At 72.0% G+C, this 19,772-nt stretch carries 16 protein-coding genes; 10 read left to right on the top strand and 6 right to left on the bottom strand.

Going from position 1 to position 19,772, the window contains the following annotated elements; all coding sequences use genetic code 11:
• Nucleotides 1–137: 137 nt before the first annotated feature.
• From AC2D80_RS09715 to AC2D80_RS09700, 4 genes are all read left to right on the top strand, one after another.
• A complete protein-coding gene (locus AC2D80_RS09715; protein ID WP_484632815.1) occupies nucleotides 138–875 on the top strand; it encodes a CerR family C-terminal domain-containing protein in 738 nt (245 codons plus the stop codon).
• Nucleotides 872–2,341, top strand: coding sequence for an efflux transporter outer membrane subunit (locus AC2D80_RS09710; protein ID WP_484632814.1), 1,470 nt, complete (start codon nucleotides 872–874; stop codon nucleotides 2,339–2,341). The genes AC2D80_RS09715 and AC2D80_RS09710 overlap by 4 nt, the downstream gene beginning before the upstream one ends.
• 102 nt (nucleotides 2,342–2,443) lie before the next feature.
• Complete coding sequence (locus tag AC2D80_RS09705; RefSeq protein WP_484632813.1) at nucleotides 2,444–3,640, top strand: efflux RND transporter periplasmic adaptor subunit; 1,197 nt, start codon at nucleotides 2,444–2,446, stop codon at nucleotides 3,638–3,640.
• A gap of 19 nt (nucleotides 3,641–3,659) precedes the next feature.
• The gene (locus tag AC2D80_RS09700; protein ID WP_484632812.1) at nucleotides 3,660–6,761 is read left to right on the top strand and encodes an efflux RND transporter permease subunit; all 3,102 of its coding nucleotides are present in this window, start codon (nucleotides 3,660–3,662) and stop codon (nucleotides 6,759–6,761) included.
• 36 nt (nucleotides 6,762–6,797) lie between these two features.
• On the opposite strand, the gene AC2D80_RS09695 is transcribed toward AC2D80_RS09700, so the two are convergent.
• From AC2D80_RS09695 to AC2D80_RS09685, 3 genes are read right to left on the bottom strand one after another with little or no spacing between them, the layout of a single operon-like run.
• On the bottom strand, nucleotides 6,798–7,229 hold the full coding sequence (locus AC2D80_RS09695; RefSeq protein ID WP_484632811.1) for a DUF6691 family protein: 432 nt from the start codon (nucleotides 7,227–7,229) through the stop codon (nucleotides 6,798–6,800).
• Nucleotides 7,230–7,240: 11 nt separating this feature from the next.
• Nucleotides 7,241–7,675, bottom strand: coding sequence for a YeeE/YedE family protein (locus AC2D80_RS09690; RefSeq protein WP_484632810.1), 435 nt, complete (start codon nucleotides 7,673–7,675; stop codon nucleotides 7,241–7,243).
• Between the two features lie 37 nt (nucleotides 7,676–7,712).
• On the bottom strand, nucleotides 7,713–8,024 hold the full coding sequence (locus AC2D80_RS09685) for an ArsR/SmtB family transcription factor (RefSeq protein ID WP_484632809.1): 312 nt from the start codon (nucleotides 8,022–8,024) through the stop codon (nucleotides 7,713–7,715).
• A gap of 84 nt (nucleotides 8,025–8,108) precedes the next feature.
• On the opposite strand from AC2D80_RS09685, the gene AC2D80_RS09680 reads away from it, so the two are divergent.
• The 4 genes from AC2D80_RS09680 to AC2D80_RS09665 all read left to right on the top strand — a co-directional run bounded on the left by AC2D80_RS09680 (nucleotide 8,109) and on the right by AC2D80_RS09665 (nucleotide 15,054).
• Nucleotides 8,109–9,029 (top strand): MBL fold metallo-hydrolase, encoded by a 921-nt coding sequence (locus tag AC2D80_RS09680; protein ID WP_484632808.1) that lies wholly within the window; start codon nucleotides 8,109–8,111, stop codon nucleotides 9,027–9,029.
• A 139-nt stretch (nucleotides 9,030–9,168) separates the two neighbouring features.
• Nucleotides 9,169–10,347, top strand: coding sequence for an efflux RND transporter periplasmic adaptor subunit (locus tag AC2D80_RS09675; protein WP_484632807.1), 1,179 nt, complete (start codon nucleotides 9,169–9,171; stop codon nucleotides 10,345–10,347).
• A 14-nt stretch (nucleotides 10,348–10,361) separates the two neighbouring features.
• On the top strand, nucleotides 10,362–13,592 hold the full coding sequence (locus AC2D80_RS09670; protein WP_484632806.1) for an efflux RND transporter permease subunit: 3,231 nt from the start codon (nucleotides 10,362–10,364) through the stop codon (nucleotides 13,590–13,592).
• A complete protein-coding gene (locus AC2D80_RS09665; RefSeq protein WP_484632805.1) occupies nucleotides 13,585–15,054 on the top strand; it encodes an efflux transporter outer membrane subunit in 1,470 nt (489 codons plus the stop codon). Before AC2D80_RS09670 ends, AC2D80_RS09665 begins: the two co-directional genes overlap by 8 nt.
• Before the next feature lie 148 nt (nucleotides 15,055–15,202).
• Here the strand turns inward: AC2D80_RS09665 and AC2D80_RS09660 are convergent, their stop codons facing one another.
• On the bottom strand, nucleotides 15,203–16,066 hold the full coding sequence (locus AC2D80_RS09660; RefSeq protein WP_484632804.1) for a hypothetical protein: 864 nt from the start codon (nucleotides 16,064–16,066) through the stop codon (nucleotides 15,203–15,205).
• 216 nt (nucleotides 16,067–16,282) lie between these two features.
• Here AC2D80_RS09660 and AC2D80_RS09655 point away from each other — a divergent pair, with 216 nt between their 5' ends.
• Nucleotides 16,283–16,867 carry an NnrU family protein gene (locus AC2D80_RS09655; protein ID WP_484632803.1) on the top strand — a complete coding sequence of 195 codons (585 nt, stop codon included), beginning with the start codon at nucleotides 16,283–16,285 and terminating at the stop codon, nucleotides 16,865–16,867.
• A gap of 55 nt (nucleotides 16,868–16,922) precedes the next feature.
• The gene (locus AC2D80_RS09650; protein ID WP_484632802.1) at nucleotides 16,923–18,056 is read left to right on the top strand and encodes a PQQ-dependent sugar dehydrogenase; all 1,134 of its coding nucleotides are present in this window, start codon (nucleotides 16,923–16,925) and stop codon (nucleotides 18,054–18,056) included.
• A 33-nt stretch (nucleotides 18,057–18,089) separates the two neighbouring features.
• On the opposite strand, the gene phnE is transcribed toward AC2D80_RS09650, so the two are convergent.
• Both phnE and AC2D80_RS09640 read right to left on the bottom strand, forming a co-directional pair.
• On the bottom strand, nucleotides 18,090–18,938 hold the full coding sequence (phnE, locus tag AC2D80_RS09645) for a phosphonate ABC transporter, permease protein PhnE (RefSeq protein ID WP_484632801.1): 849 nt from the start codon (nucleotides 18,936–18,938) through the stop codon (nucleotides 18,090–18,092).
• A complete protein-coding gene (locus tag AC2D80_RS09640) occupies nucleotides 18,935–19,771 on the bottom strand; it encodes a PhnE/PtxC family ABC transporter permease (protein ID WP_484632800.1) in 837 nt (278 codons plus the stop codon). The genes phnE and AC2D80_RS09640 overlap by 4 nt, the downstream gene beginning before the upstream one ends.
• Between the last annotated feature and the right edge of the window lies 1 nt (nucleotide 19,772).

The raw sequence follows: 19,772 nt of genomic DNA, 5'->3' as shown, positions 1-19,772 counted from the left end.
GCACTCTCACTGTTCGAGTGCTAATCGGCGGAGTTTGAACCGGATCCGGGGGTGATGACGCCGGCGCTGGCGAAATACCCCCGGGTTTTCCCGGAATTTCAATCAAACGTTTGATTGATTTGGCTACACTGAGTTCCATGTCTCCGCCCCCCGTCCCTGGTGATGCTTCCTTTCCCCGGCCACCCGCCGCCCGCGCCGACGGCGAGGCCAGCCGCGAGCGGCTGGTGCTGGCCGGCCTGCGTTTGTTTGCCGAGCGGGGCTACGCGGCCACCTCGGTGCGCGACCTCGCGCAGGCCGCCGGCGTGAACGTCTCCGCCATCCGGTACTACTTCGGCGACAAGGCGGGCCTGTACCGCGCGGTCTTTTTTGAGCCGATGGGCGACCCGGAGGCCGACATGGCGCGTTACCGCGATCCGGCGCTGGGGCTGCGCGAGGCGCTTGACGGCTTCTACGCCATGTTTCTGGAGCCCTTGTGCGACACGGAGGCGGTGCGCCTGTGCATCAAGCTGCGGATGCGTGAAATGGTCGAACCCACCGGCCTGTGGGAAGAAGAGGTGGCGGTGGCGATCAAGCCGATGCACGACCTGCTGTGCCGGGTGATCGCTCGCCACCTCGACTGCCCGCCGCAGGACGAGCCGGTGCAGCGGTTGGCCATCTGCATCGCCGCGCTGGGCATCCACCTGCACATTGGCCACGACGTGATGCGCGCCATCGCCCCCGACCTGCCGCACGGCCCCGCGGGTGTGTCGGCGTGGGCCGATTTCCTGGCCACCCAGGCCGAGGCCATGGTGGAGCGCGAACGCGCCCGCCGGAACTCGGCCGCCACCCCGCCCGCCGCCTCGGCACCTCCTTTCTCTGCACCGTCACCACCATGAGCGATCTGCCTCTTTCCGGTTTGCCCGCGCGGGCTGGCCGCCCCGCCCGCCGGGCGCTGGCCGCCGCCGTTCTCGCGTGGGGCGTCGGCGCCGCCCACGCGGTCTCCCCCGCCGTGCCCGCCTTGCCCGCGACCCCGCCGTCCTGGCTCGCACCCTTGCCGGCGGCCGCCGGCGTGGCGGCCGGCGCCGCGTGGTGGTCGCAGTTTGACGATCCCCTGCTGCCCGCGCTGATCGACGCCGCGCAGGCGGTCAGCCCTGACATCGCCAGCGCCGCCAGCCGCATCGCGCAAGCCCGCGCGACGCGCGTGGCCGCCGGCGCGGCGCTGGGCCCGCAACTCAATGCCAGCGCCAGCGCCTCGCGCGCCCGCGCCGACCTGTCGCAGCCCGCGCCCGCCACCAGCGCCCAGGTGGGCCTGGCCGCCAGCTGGGAAATCGACCTGTTGGGCGGCGCCCGGGCCGAGCGCGACGCCGCGCGGGCCCGCCTGCAGGCTGCCGAAGCCGACGCCCACGGCGTGCGCGTCGCGGTGGCGGCCGAGGTGGTGGACGCTTACTTGAGCCTGCGCGCCTGCGAGGCCCAGGTGCGCCTGGACGACGAAGAGGCCCGGTCGCGGGCCGAGAGCGCGCGGCTGGTGGCGCTGCGCCGCAGCGCCGGGCTGGAGTCGCCCCTGGTGGCCGATCAGGCCGAGGCCCAGGCCGACAGTGCCGCGGCGCAGGCCACCGAACGGCGCGCGCAGTGCGATCGCACGGTGAAATCGCTGGTGGCGTTGAGCGCCTGGGACGAGCCGATGTTGCGCGAGCGGCTCGCCGCGGGCACCGGCCGCGTGCCCGCGCCCGCCACGCTGGTGGTCGGCGGCGTGCCGGCGGTCGCGCTGGCGCAGCGGCCGGACCTGTTCGCCGCCGCCCGCGAGCTGGAGGCGGCCGCCGCCGATGTGGACGCGCGCGAGGCGGATCGCCTGCCGCGGGTGAGCCTGAGCGGTTCGCTGAGCGCCGCCGCCCTGCGCACGCAGGGCCTGCGCACCGACGGCAGCGTCTGGTCCTTCGGGCCTCTGCAGGTCACGCTGCCCCTGTTTGATGGCGGGGCGCGCCGCGCCAACGCCGATGCCGCCCGCGCGGCCTACGACGCCGCGCGCAGCGACTACGCCGCGCGGCTGCGGGTGGCCGTGCGGGAGGTGGAAGAAGCGCTGGTCCGCCTGGATGCCGCCGACCGCCGCCGTGAGCCGCTGCAGCGGGCCGCCGAACGGTTCGAGCGCGCCGCCGTGGCGGTGCAGGCCCAGGCCGACAACGGCCTGGCCAGCCGCCTCGAGCTCGAAGACGCCCGCCGCAACCGGCTGGCCTCGCAAGCGGCGCTGATCGAGCACCGCCGCGAGCAGACCGCCGCGTGGGTCGCCCTGTACCGCGCCCTCGGCGGCGGCTGGTCTTCGGCGCTGGCCCCGATCGCTGCCGCGCCGTCCGCCGCCGGCCCATGAGGTCTGGCCGCCGCGCCCCCCCCCGCTTGACGCCAGTTCTGTTCTTGCCCCTTTTCCGCCCCCTTTCTGACCCCTTTCCGCCGACCCTTCCGGGAGCCTGTCATGTCGTTGCCCGTTTCGTCTTCATCGTCCCCTGTGGCCCATCCGTCCGGGCTGGTCGCCCGCGTCCGCCGGGCCGGCGCGTCGCCCGGCGCCCTGACCGCCGTTGCCGCGGCGCTGGTGTCCGCCCTCGCGCTGGGCTGGGTGCTCGCCGCCGGAGAATCCCGCGCCCAGGCGCCGGCCACCCCGGCGGCCGCGGCCCCGGCCAAGCCCGCCCTCACGGTGCAGACCGTGGCGCCCCAGTCGGCCACGCTGCCGGTCACGCTCGACGTCAACGGCAACGTCGCTCCTTGGCAGGAGGCGCTGGTCGGCGCGGAGGCCGCGGGGCTGAGGCTGATCGAGGTGCGCGCCGACGTGGGTGACCGCGTGGCGCGCGGCGCTGTGCTGGCCCGCTTCGACAGCGCCCCGGTGCGCGCCGACCTGGCGCAGGCCGAGGCGGCGTTGGCCGAAGCGCGGGCCACGCTCGCCGAGGCCGCCGCCAACGCGCAGCGCGCCCGCGGCATTGCCGGCAGCGGCGCGCTCAGCGAGCAGGCGGTGCAGCAGTTCCTGGTCGCCGAGCAGACCGCCGCGGCCCGCGTGGCAGCGCAGGAAGCGACCGTGCAGGCCCAGCGGTTGCGCCTGGCGCAGACCGAGGTGCGCGCGCCCGACGCCGGCGTCATCAGCGCGCGCAGCGCCACGGTCGGCGCGGTGGCCGGTGCGGGCCAGGAGTTGTTCCGGCTCATCCGGGGCGGGCGGCTGGAGTGGCGTGCCGAGGTGCCGTCGGCCGACATCGGCCGCGTGCGGGCAGGGCAGGCCGCGCGGGTGACCACGCCCAGCGGCGCCGTGGTCGAAGGCGCGGTGCGGCGCGTGGCGCCCACCGTGGACACCGCCACCCGCAACGGGCTGGTGTATGTCGATCTCAAGCCCGGCGAGAACAGCGATGTGCGGGCCGGCATGTTTGTGCGCGGCAGTTTCCGCTTTGACAGCGCGCCAGCGCTCACCGTACCGGCCTCGGCGCTGATCCTGCGCGACGGGTTCGAGATGGTGGTGCTGGTGGATGGCGAGAGCCGCGCGCGGGCCAGCAAGGTGCGCGTGCTGGGCCGCGAGGGCGACCGCGTGGCCATCGACGGCCTGCCGGCCACCGCCCGCGTGGTGGTGCGCGGCGGCGCCTTCCTGACGGATGGCGACCTCGTGCGCGTCGTCGACGCGCCGCGTTCCTGATGCACCGACGGAGCCTGCCATGAACGTTTCTGCCTGGTCCATCCGCAACCCGATCGCGGCGCTGATGGTCTTCGTGCTGCTCACCCTGGGCGGCGCGCTGGCCTTCCAGTCCATGAAGATCCAGCAGTTCCCCGACCTGGAGCTGCCCACCATCACCGTCACCGCCTCCCTGCCCGGCGCCTCGCCGTCGCAGATGGAGACCGAGGTGGCGCGCAAGCTGGAGAACTCGATCGCCACGCTGCAGGGCGTCAAGCACATCACCACCCAGGTGCAGGACGGCGTCGCCACGCTGACTACCGAGTTCCGTCTGGAGAAACCCACGCAGGAGGCGCTCGATGAGGTGCGCGACGCGGTCAACCGCGTGCGCGCCGACCTGCCGGCCGACCTGCGCGACCCGCAGGTCAGCAAGCTCAACCTCTCGGGATCGCCCATCCTCACCTACACCGTGACCAACCCGCGCATGGATGAGGAGGCGCTGAGCTGGTTCGTGGACAACGAGGTCACGCGCGCGCTGCTCGGCGTCAATGGCGTGGGCTCGGTCGCGCGCGTCGGCGGGGTGACCCGCGAGGTCCGCGTGGCCTTGGACCCGGCGCGTCTGCTCGCCCTCGGCGCCACCGCCGCCGACGTCTCTCGCCAGCTGCGCGCGGTGCAACAGGAATCGTCCGGCGGACGGCTTGATCTCGCCGGCGGTGAGCAGGCGGTGCGGACCATTGCCACCGTGCGCTCGGCGGCCGAACTGGCCGCGCTGGACATTCCCCTGTCCGACGGCCGCCGCATCCGGCTCGACCAGGTGGCCACCGTCACCGACACCGTGGCCGAGCCGCGCAGCCTGGCCATGCTCGACGGCAAGTCCGTCGTCGGCTTCGAGATCACGCGCAGCCGCGGCGCCAGCGAGATCGAGGTGGATGCCGGCGTGACCCGCGTGATCGAGCGCCTGCGTGCGCAGTACCCGGAGGCGCAGTTTGAGCAGGCCTTCAACTTCGTCGACCCGGTGGTGGAAAACTACGACGGCTCGCTGATGCTGCTCTACGAGGGCGCGCTGCTGGCGGTGATCGTGGTCTGGGCCTTCCTGCGCGACTGGCGCGCCACCTTCATCGCCGCGGTGGCCCTGCCCTTGTCGGTGATCCCGGCGTTCATCGGCATGTGGGCGCTGGGATTCAGCATCAACGTGGTCACGCTGCTGAGCCTCTCGCTGGTGATCGGCATCCTGGTGGACGACGCGATCGTGGAGATCGAGAACATCGTGCGCCACCTGCGCATGGGCAAGACGCCCTACCAGGCGGCGATGGAGGCCGCCGATGAGATCGGTCTGGCCGTGATCGCCACCACCTTCACGCTGATCGCCGTGTTCTTGCCCACCGCGTTCATGAGCGGCATTCCGGGCAAGTTCTTCAAGCAGTTCGGCTGGACGGCGGCGCTGGCGGTGTTCGCCTCGCTGGTGGTCGCGCGCATGCTCACGCCGATGATGGCGGCCTACCTGATGAAGCCCATCGTGCAGCGCGGTGAGCCGGCCGACGGGCGCGTCATGAGTGCCTACATGAAGGCGGCCGCCTGGTGCCTGCGGCACCGTCTGGTCACCACGCTGGGCGCCGCCGCGTTCTTCGTCGGGTCGATCAGCCTGATCCCGCTGCTGCCCACCGGTTTCATCCCGCCGGACGACTTTGGCCAATCGCAGGTGCGGCTGGAATTGCCGCCCGGCAGCACCCTGCGCGACACGCTCGCTGTAGCCGAGCAGGCACGCGAAATTCTCGGCCAGAACCCGCACGTCAAGAGCGTCTACACCACCATCGGCGGCGGCGCGTCGGGCACCGACCCCTTCATGGGCGGTGGCATGGCCGAGGTGCGCAAGGCCACGCTCACGCTGCGCCTGACGGCGCGCCAGGACCGCCCGGGCCTGAAGAAGCAGGCCATCGAGAACGACATCCGCACCGCGCTGCAGGTCCTGCCCGGCGCGCGCGTGAAGGTGGGGCTGGGCGGGTCGGGCGAAACCTACGTGCTGGTTCTGTCCGGCGACGATGGCAACGCGCTGGCCGAGGCCGCCCGTGCCGTGGAAAAGGACCTGCGCGGCATCCCCGGCCTGGGCAACATCGCCTCCAGCGCGAGCCTCGTGCGGCCCGAGGTGGTGGTGCGGCCCGACCCGGCCCGCGCCGCGGCCGCCGGCGTCACCGCTGCGGCGATCGCCGACACGCTGCGCGTGGCCACGAGCGGCGACTACGACAGCAACCTGGCCAAGCTCAATCTGGCGCAGCGTCAGGTGCCGATCGTGGTGCGCCTGGACGACGCCGCGCGCCGCGATCCGGCGCTGCTGGGGCAGCTCACCGTGCCCGGCCGCGACGGCCCGATCGCGCTGGCAAACGTGGCCACCATCGGCTTCGAGAGCGGCCCGGCGCAGATCGACCGCTATGACCGGCAGCGCAACATCAATTTCGACATCGAGCTCAACGGGCAGCCGCTGGGCGAGGTCGCCAAAGCCATCAACGCGCTGCCCAGCCTGCAGCAACTGCCCGCGGGCGTCCGTCAGGCCACCATCGGCGACGCCGAGGTCATGGCCGAGCTGTTCACCAGCTTCGGTCTGGCGATGCTGGCGGGCGTCTTGTGCATCTACATCGTGCTGGTGTTGCTGTTCAAGGGCTTCATGCAGCCCGTGACCATCCTGGCCGCGCTGCCGCTGTCGCTGGGCGGCGCGTTTGTGGCGCTGCTGATCGCCAACAGCTCGTTCTCCATGCCCTCGCTGATCGGTCTGATCATGCTCATGGGCATCGCCACCAAGAACTCGATCCTGCTGGTGGACTACGCCATCATCGCGCGGCGCGACGGCATGTCGCGCTGGGACGCGCTGCTTGACGCCTGCCACAAGCGCGCGCGCCCGATCGTGATGACCACCATCGCCATGGGCGCCGGCATGATGCCGATTGCGCTGGGCTGGGGCGCGGACCCCAGCTTCCGCCAGCCCATGGGCCTGGCGGTGATCGGGGGCCTGATCACCTCCACCGTGTTGAGCCTGCTGGTGATTCCGGTGGTGTTCACCTACGTGGACGATCTCGCGCAGGCCGCGCTGCGGGGCTGGCGTCGCCTCACGCGATCGGGCGCGCCGGCGACCTCAACCCCCGCCGCGCCCTGAGCCGGGCGCCGTGGTGAGCGCGGTGAAGGCCGTGCGTCAGCGTGGGCCGCGGCGGTGTTCCAGCCACTCGAATGCCGCCATGCCCGCCAGCATGGCCAGCACAAACACCACCGCCTTCACTTCGCCGGTCGCCAGCGACACCAGGCCGGGTCCGGGGCAAAAGCCGGCCAGCCCCCAGCCCACGCCAAACGCGAGGCTGCCGATCACCAGCCGACGGTCGATCTGGCGCGCCGTGGGCAGGTGCATGGCGCCGCCCAGAAAGCTCTGGGTGCGCCGGCGTGCCACCGCATAGGCCCCGACCGCGACCAGGATGGCGCCGCCCATCACGAAAGCCAGCGACGGGTCCCACGCCCCGGCCAGGTCCAGGAAGCCCTGCACCTTGCCCGGATCGGTCATGCCCGACAGCAACAGACCCAGACCGAACAACAGGCCCACCGCAAACGCGGCCATGGTTTGTTTCGCTTGCATCACGCCACTCCTCACAACACGTGCCGCAGCACGAAGACGGTCAGAAAACCCGCGGCCATGAAGGCCAGCGTGGCCACCAGCGAGCGGGGTGACAGGCGCGACAGGCCGCACACCCCGTGGCCACTGGTGCAGCCTGCGCCGTAGCGGGTGCCGACACCCACCAGCAGGCCCGCCAGCACGATCAGGCCCGTGCCGGCGTCGATGCGAACCGGCGGCAGACCGCCGGGCGAGAGCAGGGCGTACACCAGCGGCGCGCTGAACAGGCCCGCCAGCAGCGCGACGCGCCAGCCGACATCGCCGCTGCGCGGCCGCATCAGCCCGCCGACGATGCCGCTGATGCCGAGCACCCGGCCGTTGAGCAGCACAAACAGCGCGGCCGCCAGTCCCAGCAGCAGGCCCCCGGCCAGCGAGGCCCAGGGGGTGAAGTTCGCGAAATCGATGGTCATGGGTCTTCCTGGGTGGTTTGGGGTGGGGTGGTTCCGTTCAACGGGCGCAAAACTGCTGGTACAGGGTGCGGATGACGGCGAGCGCCTGCGGGCTGTCGATGCGGTAGTACACGTGCTTGCCCTCGCGCCGGGTGCTGACCAGCGCCTCCTCGCGCAACACGGTGAGCTGCTGAGACAGCGTGGGCTGGGTGATGCCCAGCGCCGCTTCCAGTTCGCCCACGTTGTGCTCGCCCTGTGACAGCTGGCACAGCAGCATCAGCCGGTCCGGGTTGGCCAGCGCCTTCATCAGGCGGCTGGCCTCAGCCGCCGCGGACTGCATGTGATCGAGGTCGAGTTTGATGGAGGTCATGGTTTCGCTTTCACGATCAATAGTATATTGAAAAATAGATTGTTTGAAAGCATATTGAACCCAAACCCGTTCTGAAAGCTGCCCATGACCCCGACCACCACCGATGCGTGCGCGCCGTTCCAGTCCCAACCCGTCAACCCACCCAGCCCCGGTCGGCCTCGGGTCGACAGCTGGTTCGATCCGGCCACCTGGACCGTCACGCACCTCGTGCACACCGGTCGCGGGTCGGATGCCGTGGTCATCGACCCGGTGCTGGACTATGACCCGGCCGCCGGGCGCACGGGCACCGGCAGCGCGCAACGCGTGCTGGACGCCGTGGCGGCCCTGAACCTGCGCGTGGCCTGGATTCTGGAGACGCACGCCCACGCCGATCACCTGTCGGCCGCCGACTGGCTGCGCGGGCGCCTGGGCGCGCCGGTCGCCATCGGCGAGCGCATCACGTCCGCGCAGCGCACCTTTGAGGGCCTCTTCAACCTGCCCGCGGGCGCGCCGGGCGGGTCGTTTGACCGCTTGCTGGCCGACGGCGAGGTGCTGGTGGCGGGTGATCTGCGGGTGACGGTGATGGCCGTGCCCGGCCACACGCCGGCCTGCGTGGCCTACCGCATCGGCGATGCCCTGTTCGTGGGCGACACCCTGTTCATGCCGGATGTGGGCAGCGCGCGCTGCGACTTTCCCGGCGGCGATGCCCACGCGCTGTATGCCTCAGCGCGCCGACTGCTGGCCCTGCCGGGCGACACTCGACTGTTCGTCTGCCACGATTACCCGCCCGCCGGTCGCGCGGTGCGGGTGCAGACCAGCGTGACCGAGCAGCGCGCGTCCAATGTGCACCTCCACGATGGTGTGGACGAGGCGGCGTTTGTCGCGATGCGCCGCGCCCGCGACGCCACGCTGTCCGTTCCGGCGTTGATCCTGCCGTCGGTGCAGGTCAACATCCGGGCGGGTCAGCTGCCGCCGCCCGAGGCCAACGGCCGTCGCTACCTGAAGGTTCCGCTCGACGCGCTGTGAGCGTGACACACGATTTCGTGATAGCCCTGTTCGCAGTGGGGCGATACCATCGGCGCGCCTAATCCGCGGCTGGCCGCCATCGCGGCCACTGGCGAGCCCCCACCCGGGGCGGCGCCCCAGGTTTTCACGGAGTACCCCCATGCCTGCCCCCACGCTGGCGCTACCGCGCCTGTCCGGCCTGTTGGCCTTTGCTTTGCTGATCCCCGCCCTGCTGTCGGGCTGCGGCCGCCCGGCCGAGGCCCAGGGCGGCCCCCCGCCGGCGATGCCGGTGAGCGTGTCGCCCGCGGTGCAGCGCACCGTCACCGACCTCGAGACCTTCAGCGGTCGGCTGGAAGCCGCCGAGTTTGTTGAACTGCGCCCGCGCGTGGCCGGCACGGTGGAGCGGGTGCATTTCACCGACGGCGCCGCCGTGGCCCGTGGTCAGTTGCTGTTCACGATCGATCCGCGTCCGTTCGAGGCCGAGGTCGCCCGTGCCGAAGCGCAGCTGGCGGCCGCCCGCGCCCGCGCCGAGCTGGCCCGCAGCGAAACCGCCCGCGCCCAGCAGCTGCTGGCGAGCCAGGCGATCTCCCGGCAGGAAGCCGACCAGCTGGCCGCGTCGGTGCGCACCGGCGAGGCGGATGTGCTGGCCGCCGAAGCGGCCTTGCGGGTGGCGCGGCTGAACCTGTCGCACACCGCGGTGCGCGCGCCGATCGCCGGTCGCGCCTCGCGCGCGGCGGTCACGGCCGGTAACCTGGTCAGCGAGCAGGTGGTGCTCACCACGATCGCCGCCACCGGCCGCGTGCACGCCTATTTCGACGCCAGCGAACAGACCTTCCTGCGCGTGAAGGCCGCCGGCACGGCCCAGACGCCGGTGCGCCTGGGCCTGGCCAACGACGCGGGCTTCCCGCACGCCGGCACGCTCGACTTCGTCGACAACCGCCTGAACCCGCAGACCGGCGCCATCCGCCTGCGGGCGAGCTTCGACAACCGCGACGGCCGCTTCGTGCCCGGCATGGCGGCCCGCCTGTCCATGGGCACCGGCGCGCCCTACAGCGCGGTGCTCGTGCCCGAGCGCGCCATCGGCACCGACCAGAACCGCAAGACGGTGGTGGTCGTCGGCGCTGACGGGCAGCCGCAGTTCCGCGTGGTGCAACTCGGCGCGCTGCAGGACGGCATGCGCGTGGTCCTGGGTGACGCCGTCAAGCCGGGCGAGAACGTGGTGGTCGAAGGCCTGCAGCGCATCATGCCCGGCATGCCGGTGCAGCCGCAGGTCTTGAAGGTGGACGAGAAGGGCATGCCCATCTTCCCGCCGCCCGCCGCGCCGAAGCCGGCCCAGTAACCGGAGCGCCCGCCATGGACATCTCCCGGTTCTTCATCGACCGGCCGCGGTTCGCGGCCGTCCTGTCGATCTTCATCTTCCTGATCGGCTCGCTGGCGATCTTCCAGCTGCCGCTGTCCGAGTATCCCGAGGTCGCGCCGCCGCAGATCGTGGTGCGCGCCCAGTTCCCCGGCGCCAACCCGCGCGTCATCAGCGAAACCGTGGCCACGCCGCTGGAGGAGCAGATCAGCGGCATCGAGAACCTGCTGTATTACGAATCGCAGGCCACGGCCGACGGCGGCATGACGCTGACCGTCACCTTCAAGATCGGCACCAGTCCGGAGGCGGCGGAGACCGCGGTGCAGAACCGCATCAACCGCGCCCTGCCGCGCCTGCCCGACATCGTGCGGCAGATCGGTGTGACCACCGAAAAGAGCAGCCCGAACCTGACCATGGTGGTTCACCTCGTCAGCCCGGACAACAGCCGCGACGCGCTGTACCTGCGCAACTACGGCCAGCTCAACGTGCGCGACGACTTGCTGCGCCTGCCCGGCATGGGGTCGGTGATCCTGTTCGGTGCGGGTGACTACGCCATGCGCGTGTGGCTCGACCCGACCAAGCTGGCCGCGCGCAACCTCACCACCGCCGAGGTCGTGGCGGCGATCCGCGAGCAGAACGCTCAGGTCGCCGCCGGCACGGTGGGCGCGCCGCCCGCGCCAGCCGGCACCGAGTTCCAGCTCGCGGTCAACACCCAGGGCCGTCTCACCACCGAGGCCGAGTTCGCCGACATCATCGTGCGCGCCGACCCGGCCACCGGCGGCCTGATCCGGGTGCGCGACATCGGGCGCGTGGAGCTGTCGGCCGGCAGCTACGCGCTGCGCAGCCTGCTCAACAACAAGGAGGCCGCGGCCATCGCCGTCTTCCAGGCGCCGGGTTCCAACGCGCTGGCCCTCTCCAACAGCGTGCGCGAGACCATGGACCGGCTGGCGCAGAGCTTCCCGCCGGGCGTGAGCTACAGCATCGTCTACGACCCGACCCGCTTTGTGCAGACGTCCATCGAAAAGGTGGTCGTCACGCTGCTGGAGGCGGTGGCGCTGGTCGTGCTGGTGGTGGTGGTGTTCCTGCAGACCTGGCGCGCCTCGCTCATCCCGTTGCTGGCCGTGCCGGTGTCGATCGTCGGCACCTTCGCTTTCCTGCTGCTGTTGGGCTACTCGATCAACACGCTCACGCTGTTCGGCCTGGTGCTGGCGATCGGCATCGTCGTGGACGACGCCATCGTGGTGGTGGAGAACGTCGAGCGCAACATCGAGGAAGGGCTCTCGCCGCGCGAGGCCACCATCAAGGCCATGCGCGAGGTGTCGGGCCCGATCGTGGCGATTGCGCTCGTGTTGTGTGCGGTGTTTGTGCCGCTGGCCTTCGTGCCTGGCCTCACCGGGCAGTTCTACAAGCAGTTTGCCGTGACGATCGCCATCAGCACGGTGATCTCTGCCTTCAACTCGCTGACCCTCAGCCCCGCGCTGTCGGCGCTGCTGCTGCACCCGCACGACCAGTCGCCCGACCGGCTCACCCGCTTCATGGACCGCTGGCTCGGCGGCTTCTTCCGCTGGTTCAACCGCGTGTTTCAGCGCGGCGGCGAGAGCTACAGCCGCCGCGTGGGCTACCTCGTGCGCCACAAGACCGCCTCGCTGGCGGTGTACGCGGTGTTGCTCGGCGTGACCGGCCTGCTGTTCGCCCGCATTCCCGCCGGCTTCGTGCCGGCGCCCGACAAGCAGTACCTCATCGGCATCGCGCAACTGCCCGCTGGCGCGTCGATCGACCGCACCGAAGCCGTCATCCGCGAGATGAGCGACATCGCGCTGACCGTGCCCGGCATCGTCGACTCGGTGGCCTTCCCGGGCCTGTCGATCGCCGGCTTCTCGGCGGCGCCCAACGAAGGCATCGTGTTCTTCGGGCTGGCGCCGTTTGAAGAGCGCACCTCGCCCGAGCTGAGCAAGAACGCCATCCTCGGGCAGGTCAACGGCGCGATCCAGAGCATCCAGGGCGCGCGCATGTTTGTCGTGCCGCCGCCGGCGGTGGACGGGCTGGGCAACGCCGGCGGCTTCAAGCTGCAGGTGCAGGACCGCGCGGGTCTGGGTGAGCAGGCGCTGTACGGTGCCGTCTGGGGCACGCTGGGTCAGGTGTATGGCAACCCGCAGTCGAGCATCGGCACGCCGTTCTCCGGCTACGACATCAACGTGCCGCAGCTCTACGCCAACGTGGACCGCACCCGCGCCAAGCAGATGGGCATCAACCTGGCCGACATCTACGACACGATGCAGGTCAACCTGGGCTCGCTGTATGTGAATGACTTCACCCGCTTCGGCAAGACCTACCAGGTGGTCGTGCAGGCGGATGCGCCGTTCCGCGCCGACGCTTCGGCCATCACCAGCCTCAAGACCCGCAACGCGGCGGGCGAGATGGTGCCGCTGGGCGCGCTGATGACGGTCGAGCCCACCTTCGGCCCCACGCGCGTGACCCGTTACAACGGCTACCCCTCGGCCGACATCAACGGCGCGCCGAACCCCGGCTTCTCCTCCAGCCAGGCCGAAGGCGAGATCGAGACGCTGCTGCAGCGCACGCTGCCGCGCGGCATGACCTACGAGTGGACCGAGCTGAGCTACCAGGACCGCCTCACGCGCGACTTCACCATCCCCGGCACCCAGATCAAGCTGCCGGTGCTCGCCGCGGTGCTGCTGATCTCGGTGCTGCTGGTGGTGCTCGTGCTGGCGGCGCAGTACGAGAGCTGGAGCCTGCCGCTGGTGATCGTGCTGATCGTGCCCATGGGCATTCTGTCGGCGCTGTTCGGCGTGTGGCTGTCCAGCTTCCCGCCGTTCATGCAGCCCGGCGACCTCAATATCTTCACGCAGGTCGCGCTGGTGGTGCTGGTGGGGCTGGCCTGCAAGAACGCCATCCTGATCGTGGAGTTCGCCAAGGAACTGGAAGAGCGGGGTGAGGCCCTGTTCGACGCCATCGTCCACGCCTGCCGCATGCGCTTGCGCCCCATCCTGATGACGTCGATCGCGTTCTGCGCGGGCGTCATCCCGCTCATCGTGGGCTCGGGCGCGGGCAGCGAGATGCGCCGCGCCATGGGCATCGCCGTGTTCTCCGGCATGGTCGGCGTCACGTTGTTCGGCATCTTCATGACGCCGGTGTTTTACGCGCTGCTCCGCGCGCGCCGCGCCCGCCGCCTCGGCCAGGGCACTGCTGGGGAGAGCCACCATGCCTGATCGCCGCCTGACCCTGATCGCCGCCGCGGCGGCGGTCGCGCTGCTGGCCGGCTGCGCCGTCGGCCCGGACCACCGCGCGCCCACCCCCTCGCTCGACGCGCGCTTCGCCCAGCCCGGCGTGGACCGGGCTGCGGGCGCCGCCAGCGCCTCCGCTGGTTCCGAGGTGCGCCCCGTGGGTGCCGACATCGCGCGCTTCTGGCGCGGCTTCAACGACCCGGCGCTCACCGCGCTGGTCGAGCGGGCGCTGGACGCCAGCCCCGACGTGCGCCTGGCCCAGGCGCGCCTGCAGGAAGCCCGCGCCGGGCTGGACGAGGCCGACGCCGCCGGCCGCCCGGGCGTGGGCATCACCGGCTCGGCCGAGCGGGCCGTCCAGCCGCTGACCCAGCGCCCCGGCACCACCCGCGCCGAGCGCACCGCCAACGCCTACGACGCGAGCTTCGTGGCCCGCTGGGAGATTGATCTCTTCGGCGGCCTGCGCCGCGCCAGCGAAGCGGCCTCCGCCCGCCTGGCGGCGAGCGAGGCCGGCGTGGCCGCGGCCCACACCGCCGTGGCCGCCGAGGTGGCGCGGCAATACCTCGCGCTGCGCGGCCTGCAGGCGCGGCTGGCCGTCACGCGCGAGGCGCTGGAGCGCCAGCGCGAGGCCGCGCGATTGACCGCGGCACGCACCGACGCCGGCCGCTCATCGGCGCTGGATCTGGCGCGCGCCCGCGCGCTGGTCGCCGCCACCGAAGCCGCTGTGCCGGCGCTGCAAACCGCGCTGGAGCGCACCGCCTTGCGCCTGGGCACCCTGACCGCGCAGCCGCCCCGCGCGGTGCTGGCGTTGGCCGGCGAGGCCGCGCCCTTGCCGGCCCTGCCGGTGACCGACCTCGCGACGCTGCCCGTGGGCACGCCGCAGGACTGGCTGCGCCGCCGGCCCGACCTGATCGTGGCCGAGCGCGAGCTCGCCGCGGCGACAGCCGACATCGGCGTGGCGCAGGCCGCGCTGTACCCGCGCCTGTCGCTGTCTGGCCTGCTGGGCTTCAACGCGCCCCGCGCGGGCGACCTGTTCGACAGCGCGGCCGGACGCTATGCGCTGGGCGCGGCGATCAGCTGGACGCCGTTCGACGGCGGCGCGCTGCGCGCCCGCGTGCGCGCCAGCGAGGCGCGCGCCGCGCAGGCGCTGGTGCGCTTCGACCAGACACTGGCGCTCGCGCTGGAGGAAACCGAGGGCGCGTTCAGCGCCTACAGCCGCCAGACCGAACGCGCCACGCGCCTGGACGAAGCCTCCCGCCAGGCGGGCGAGGCAGCGCGGCTGGCCCGCCTGCGCTTCGAGGCCGGTGTGACCGACTTCCTCGCGGTGCTTGACGCCGAGCGCGAGGCGCTGGGTCAGCGCGACGCGCAGGTGCAGGCGCAGGTGGAGGCCGGGGTGGCGCTGGTGAGCGTGTACCAGGCGCTGGGCGGCGGCTGGGAAGCGCCGCGCTGAGGGGATGCCATCCCGCGCCCGCGGGATGGGCCCCGAGAAAGCCTCCCGCTCACGCGGGATGAGGCCATCAGAGGCCTCCCGCTCACGCGGGATGAGGCTATGAGAGGCATCCCGCTCACGCGGGATGAGGCCATGAGAGGCATCCCGCTCACGCGGGATGCCAGTGCTTCGGGAACGCGTAGCGCTCGTCGAGGGCGCGGCCGACCATCAGGGGCAGGTGGCGGGCGATGAACCACTCGCCCACCCAGCGCCGCACGTCGGGTTCGCGCAGGTCGGGTGCGCGCAGGCTGAGCGCGCCGAAGCAGCCGATGCCGTCGTCGGCGCTCAGCGGGGTGGGGGCGTCGTGCACGCCGCTCTCCCAGGCGTGCATGAAGCGCTCGAAGTAACCCACGGTGCCCTGGCGCCACACCTCGGCCACGTAGACGTTCCAGCCGCCGGCGACCTCGGTGAGGAAGCCCCAGCCGAACTCGTGCACCGCCAGCGGCGGGGTGTCGAAGACGCCGATCTCCTGCACCTCCGGCCGGTCGGCGAATTCGGCGAACAGCGGGCCGGCGCCGGTCGCCCGTCCGAGCACGAAGGCGTCGATGGCGGTGGCGGGGGTGTCGAAAAACGGCCCCGGCTCGACCCAGGGACCCTGCGCCCGTCGCAGCAGCCGCTCGGTCTCGTTCACGCCTTTTTGTGCGCTGATGCAGCGGTCGCGGAACGCCTGCCGCCCTTCGGGCGTACTCACTTCCTGCAAGACCTGCTCAAACGCGGCGTCTTCGCGCAGGCTGCCGGTTTCGCGCATGTACAGCACGATGTCGAGCATCGCGCTGCGGGTGATGTGCTCGATGGTGTAAGCCATCTCGCCACCCTCGTAGTCGGTCATCGAGCGGCGGATCCATTCCATCGTCTCCAGCGGCGACAGCCCCTGGGGGGCTCGCGGGAAATCGTGAAAGAGGGCGCGCAGCACCCGGACGGTGTCGAGATCGCTGGCCATGGCGGTGGTCGGAAGTATTCCTTTATCGGCCATGGTGCCGCAGGCTTGAGGCCGGCGGGGGGATGTCCCTTCAGCCGACGGGCGTGGCCGTGGCGTCGGTCACGCTCCGGCCCCGCCCCGCGTGGGGCGCCCGACACGGTGCCGGCCCCGCGCGCGCCGCGCAGGCGACAGCCGCCACCCCCGGGCGCGGTAGAGTGAAGGCCGACGCGCGGCAGCCGGTGGCGGTTGCGCGCGGCGCGGGAGGCGCTCATGGTCTGGCTGGTGCTGGGGCTGGTGTTGTTTCTGGGCATCCATTCGGTGTCCATCGTGTCGCCCACGGGGCGCAGCGCGCTCGCGGCGCGGCTGGGCGAGAACGGCTGGAAGGGCCTGTACTCGGTGGTCGCGCTGGCGGGTTTCGTGTTGATCGTGGTGGGCTATGGCGCCGCGCGTCAGGCGCCGGTGCCGCTGTGGGAGCCGGTCACCGGCCTGCGCCATGCGGCGGCGCTGTTGATGCTGCCGGTGTTTCCGCTGGTGATCGCCTCGCAGCTGCCATGCCGGCTGGGGGCCGTGGTCAAGCACCCGATGCTACTGGCGACCAAGTTCTGGGCCCTGTCGCACCTGTTGGCCAACCACACGCTGGCCGATCTGCTGCTGTTCGGCGGCTTCCTCGCGTGGGCGGTGGCCGACCGCATCAGCGTGAAGCGCCGCGAAGCCGCCGGCCTGCTGGCCGTGCGGCGGCGGCCGGCCGCTTGGGGGGCTCGCGACGCGGTTGCCGTGGTCGGCGGGCTGGCGCTTTACGGCCTGTTTGTGGCCTGGGCCCACGCGGCGCTGTTCGGCATCCGCCCGTTTGGCTGACGACCGGCGTCGCGGCCGGCGGGAACTTGGCGCGTCTGGTCGCGGTCAGTTCGCCATGTCACACACCCTTCCCCCCCTGTTCCGCCGGGTGACGCGCTGCGCCGTGTCACTGTCCGTCCTGTCCCTGGCCACGCTGACGGCCCACGCCGCCGGCCCGGCCCAGACCGAGCTGGTCGCGCGCGGCCTGGAGAACCCCTGGGCGGTGGCCTTCCTGGGCGAAGGCCGCTTCCTCGTCACCGAGCGGCCCGGCCGGATGCGCGTGGTGCAGGCCGACGGTCGCGTCGGGCCGGCCTTGGTCGGGTTGCCGCCGGTGCAGGCCGGCGGGCAGGGCGGTCTGCTCGACGTGATCGCCGACCGCGATTTCCCGCGCAACCGCCGCGTCCACTGGTGTTACAGCGAGCCCGGCGAGGGCGGCAACTCCACCGCGCTGGCCAGCGGCACGCTCAACGCCGACGCCACCGCGCTGCAGGACGTCAAAGTGGTGTTCAGCCAGCGGCCCAAAGTGCAGAGCCGCCTGCATTTCGGCTGTCGCATCGTGCAGACCGACGACGGCGGCTTCTTCCTCACGCTGGGCGACCGCTACCACCGCATGGCCGATGCCCAGACCCTCGACAACCACCACGGCAAGGTGGTGCGCCTGAAGGCCGACGGCAGCGCCCATCCCGGCAACCCCTACCTGGGCCAGAGCGGCGCGCTGCCGGAGATTTACAGCCTGGGCCACCGCAACCCCCAGGGGGCCGCGCTGGGCCCGGACGGGCGCCTGTGGCTGGTGGAGCACGGCCCGCAGGGCGGCGATGAACTCAACCGCCCGGACCCCGGCGCGAACCACGGCTGGCCGCTGGTGACCTTCGGCGAGAACTACGGCGGCGGCCGGATCGGCGAAGGCCTGACCAGCAAGCCCGGCATGGTGGCCCCGCTGTGGCAGTGGACCCCGTCGATGGCGCCCTCGGGCATGGCCTGGGTGCGCAGCGAGCGCTACCCCGGCTGGAAGGGGAGCCTGCTGGTGGGCTCGTTGAAGTTCCGCTACGTGGCGCGCCTGCAGCTCGACGGCACGCGGGTGGTGAAGGAAGAGAAGCTGCTGCCGGACGTGGGTCGGGTGCGCGACGTGCGCGAAGGCCCGGACGGCTGGATTTACCTGCTGACCGACGAGCGCGACGGCCGCCTGCTGCGGGTCAAGCCCGGCGCCTGACGCCCGGGTGCCGCGCCACCCCGTGGGGCCGGTTCAGCGCGTGAGCACCCGGCGACTCAGGTGGCTCAGGGCGTCCACCAGCGCCACCAGCAGCAGCATCGCTCCCAGCACGGTGGCCGTCTTGCCCATCTGAAACAAACCCATGTGGAAGGCCAGCAACTGGCCCAGACCGCCGGCGCCCACCACGCCGAGCACCGCGGCCGCGCGGATGTTGTTTTCCCAGCGGTAGAGCGTGTAGCTCAACAGTTGCGGCAGCACCTGCGGCAGCGTGGCGTAGAGGAAGGTGCGCCCGTTGCCCACGCCCTGCACCCGCAGCGCGTCGCCGGGGCCGGGCGGCGCGTTTTCGATCGCCTCGGCGAACAGGCGACCCAGCACGCCGCTGGTGTGCAGGGCCAGCGCCAGCGTGCCGGCAAACGGGCCGAGCCCTGCGCTGATCAGCAGCAGCGCGGCCCACACCAGTTCGGGCACGCTGCGCAGTGCGTTGAGCAGCAGCCGCGTGGGTGCCCGCGCCAGCGCGCGGTCGCCGTCGTGCAGGCGGCTGGCCGGCAGCGCGAGCGCCAGGCCCAGCGCGGCCGCCAGCGCGGTGCCCAGCGCCGACATGGCCAGCGTCTCCCACGCGCCCACCAACACCTTGTGCAGGAACGCCGGCGAGGTGTCGGGCGGGAAAAACTCGCCGAGGAAGCGGCCCATGCTCGCCGCCGCCTCCCACGACAGGAACTGCCGCCACTGCAGGTCCAGCGTGGCAAAGCTCGCCACCACCAGCGCCAGCACGGCGGCGGTGAACCAGCAGGCGCGGCAGCGCGCGTCGAACAGGCGCGGCGGCAGGCGCCACGGCGGGTTGGCGGCCGCGGGGCCGCGGCGGGGTGGGGGCGCTTCGTTCATCCGAGCGCTTTCCGCAGCCCGGCGCTGACCCGGTCGGCCAGCGCCACCAGGGCGACGAACACCAGCAGCATGCTGGCCACTTCGCCGCCGTTGAACATCTTCATGGAGTTGTCCAGCTGCTGGCCCAGCCCGCCCGCCCCCACGAAGCCCAGCACCACCGAAGAGCGGATCGCGCATTCCCAGCGGTAGACGGTGTAGCTGGTGAGCTCGGCCGCGTTGGTGGGCAGCAGACCGTAGAAGAAGGCCTGCAGGCGCCCGCTGCCGTGGCGCAGCAGCGTGTGGGTGGCGTGCGTATCGCCACTCTCCAGGATTTCGCCGTATACCTTGCCCAGCATGCCGCCGTAGGTGAGGGCGATCGCCAGCACGCCCGCCGTCGGTCCCAGGCCCACCACGCGCACGAACACCAGCGCCCACACCAGCTCCGGAATGCTGCGCAACAGCACCAGCAGCCAGCGCACGGCCTGCCGCACCACCGCAGGCCACACGGCCATGCGGCCGGTCAGTGCCGACACCGACAAGACCCGCGTGCCGACCAGCGTGAGCGGTATGGCGATCAGCAGCGCCAGCGTCACGCCGGCGGTGGCCATGGCCACGGTGCGCCAGGTCTCGCGCGCCACCATCGCGAGGAACTCGCCGCTGAACGCCAGCGGCCAGAAACTGGCGAGAAACTGCCCGGTGACCTTCAGGTTGCGCGGCTCGAGCAGCACCCAGGGCCGGAACTCGGTGGCCACCAGCAGCGGCCACAGCACCACCAGCCCGGCGCCGGCCCAGAACACGCGGCCGATCCACGCCGGGTCGCGGCGCGGGGCGCGGGACAGCGCGTCGCTGGTCATC

This window comes from Hydrogenophaga sp. T66, from assembly GCF_057219855.1.
The sequence above is the reverse complement of the archived record's forward strand: the minus strand, read 5'-3'. Positions and strand labels throughout refer to the sequence as shown.

Coding starts and splice junctions, on each gene's coding strand:
- AC2D80_RS09715 (WP_484632815.1), top strand. CDS start 138: ATGTCTCCGCCCCCCGTCCCTGGTGATGCTTCCTTTCCCCGGCCACCC.
- AC2D80_RS09710 (WP_484632814.1), top strand. CDS start 872: ATGAGCGATCTGCCTCTTTCCGGTTTGCCCGCGCGGGCTGGCCGCCCC.
- AC2D80_RS09705 (WP_484632813.1), top strand. CDS start 2,444: ATGTCGTTGCCCGTTTCGTCTTCATCGTCCCCTGTGGCCCATCCGTCC.
- AC2D80_RS09700 (WP_484632812.1), top strand. CDS start 3,660: ATGAACGTTTCTGCCTGGTCCATCCGCAACCCGATCGCGGCGCTGATG.
- AC2D80_RS09695 (WP_484632811.1), bottom strand. CDS start 7,229: ATGCAAGCGAAACAAACCATGGCCGCGTTTGCGGTGGGCCTGTTGTTC.
- AC2D80_RS09690 (WP_484632810.1), bottom strand. CDS start 7,675: ATGACCATCGATTTCGCGAACTTCACCCCCTGGGCCTCGCTGGCCGGG.
- AC2D80_RS09685 (WP_484632809.1), bottom strand. CDS start 8,024: ATGACCTCCATCAAACTCGACCTCGATCACATGCAGTCCGCGGCGGCT.
- AC2D80_RS09680 (WP_484632808.1), top strand. CDS start 8,109: ATGACCCCGACCACCACCGATGCGTGCGCGCCGTTCCAGTCCCAACCC.
- AC2D80_RS09675 (WP_484632807.1), top strand. CDS start 9,169: ATGCCTGCCCCCACGCTGGCGCTACCGCGCCTGTCCGGCCTGTTGGCC.
- AC2D80_RS09670 (WP_484632806.1), top strand. CDS start 10,362: ATGGACATCTCCCGGTTCTTCATCGACCGGCCGCGGTTCGCGGCCGTC.
- AC2D80_RS09665 (WP_484632805.1), top strand. CDS start 13,585: ATGCCTGATCGCCGCCTGACCCTGATCGCCGCCGCGGCGGCGGTCGCG.
- AC2D80_RS09660 (WP_484632804.1), bottom strand. CDS start 16,066: ATGGCCGATAAAGGAATACTTCCGACCACCGCCATGGCCAGCGATCTC.
- AC2D80_RS09655 (WP_484632803.1), top strand. CDS start 16,283: ATGGTCTGGCTGGTGCTGGGGCTGGTGTTGTTTCTGGGCATCCATTCG.
- AC2D80_RS09650 (WP_484632802.1), top strand. CDS start 16,923: ATGTCACACACCCTTCCCCCCCTGTTCCGCCGGGTGACGCGCTGCGCC.
- phnE (WP_484632801.1), bottom strand. CDS start 18,938: ATGAACGAAGCGCCCCCACCCCGCCGCGGCCCCGCGGCCGCCAACCCG.
- AC2D80_RS09640 (WP_484632800.1), bottom strand. CDS start 19,771: ATGACCAGCGACGCGCTGTCCCGCGCCCCGCGCCGCGACCCGGCGTGG.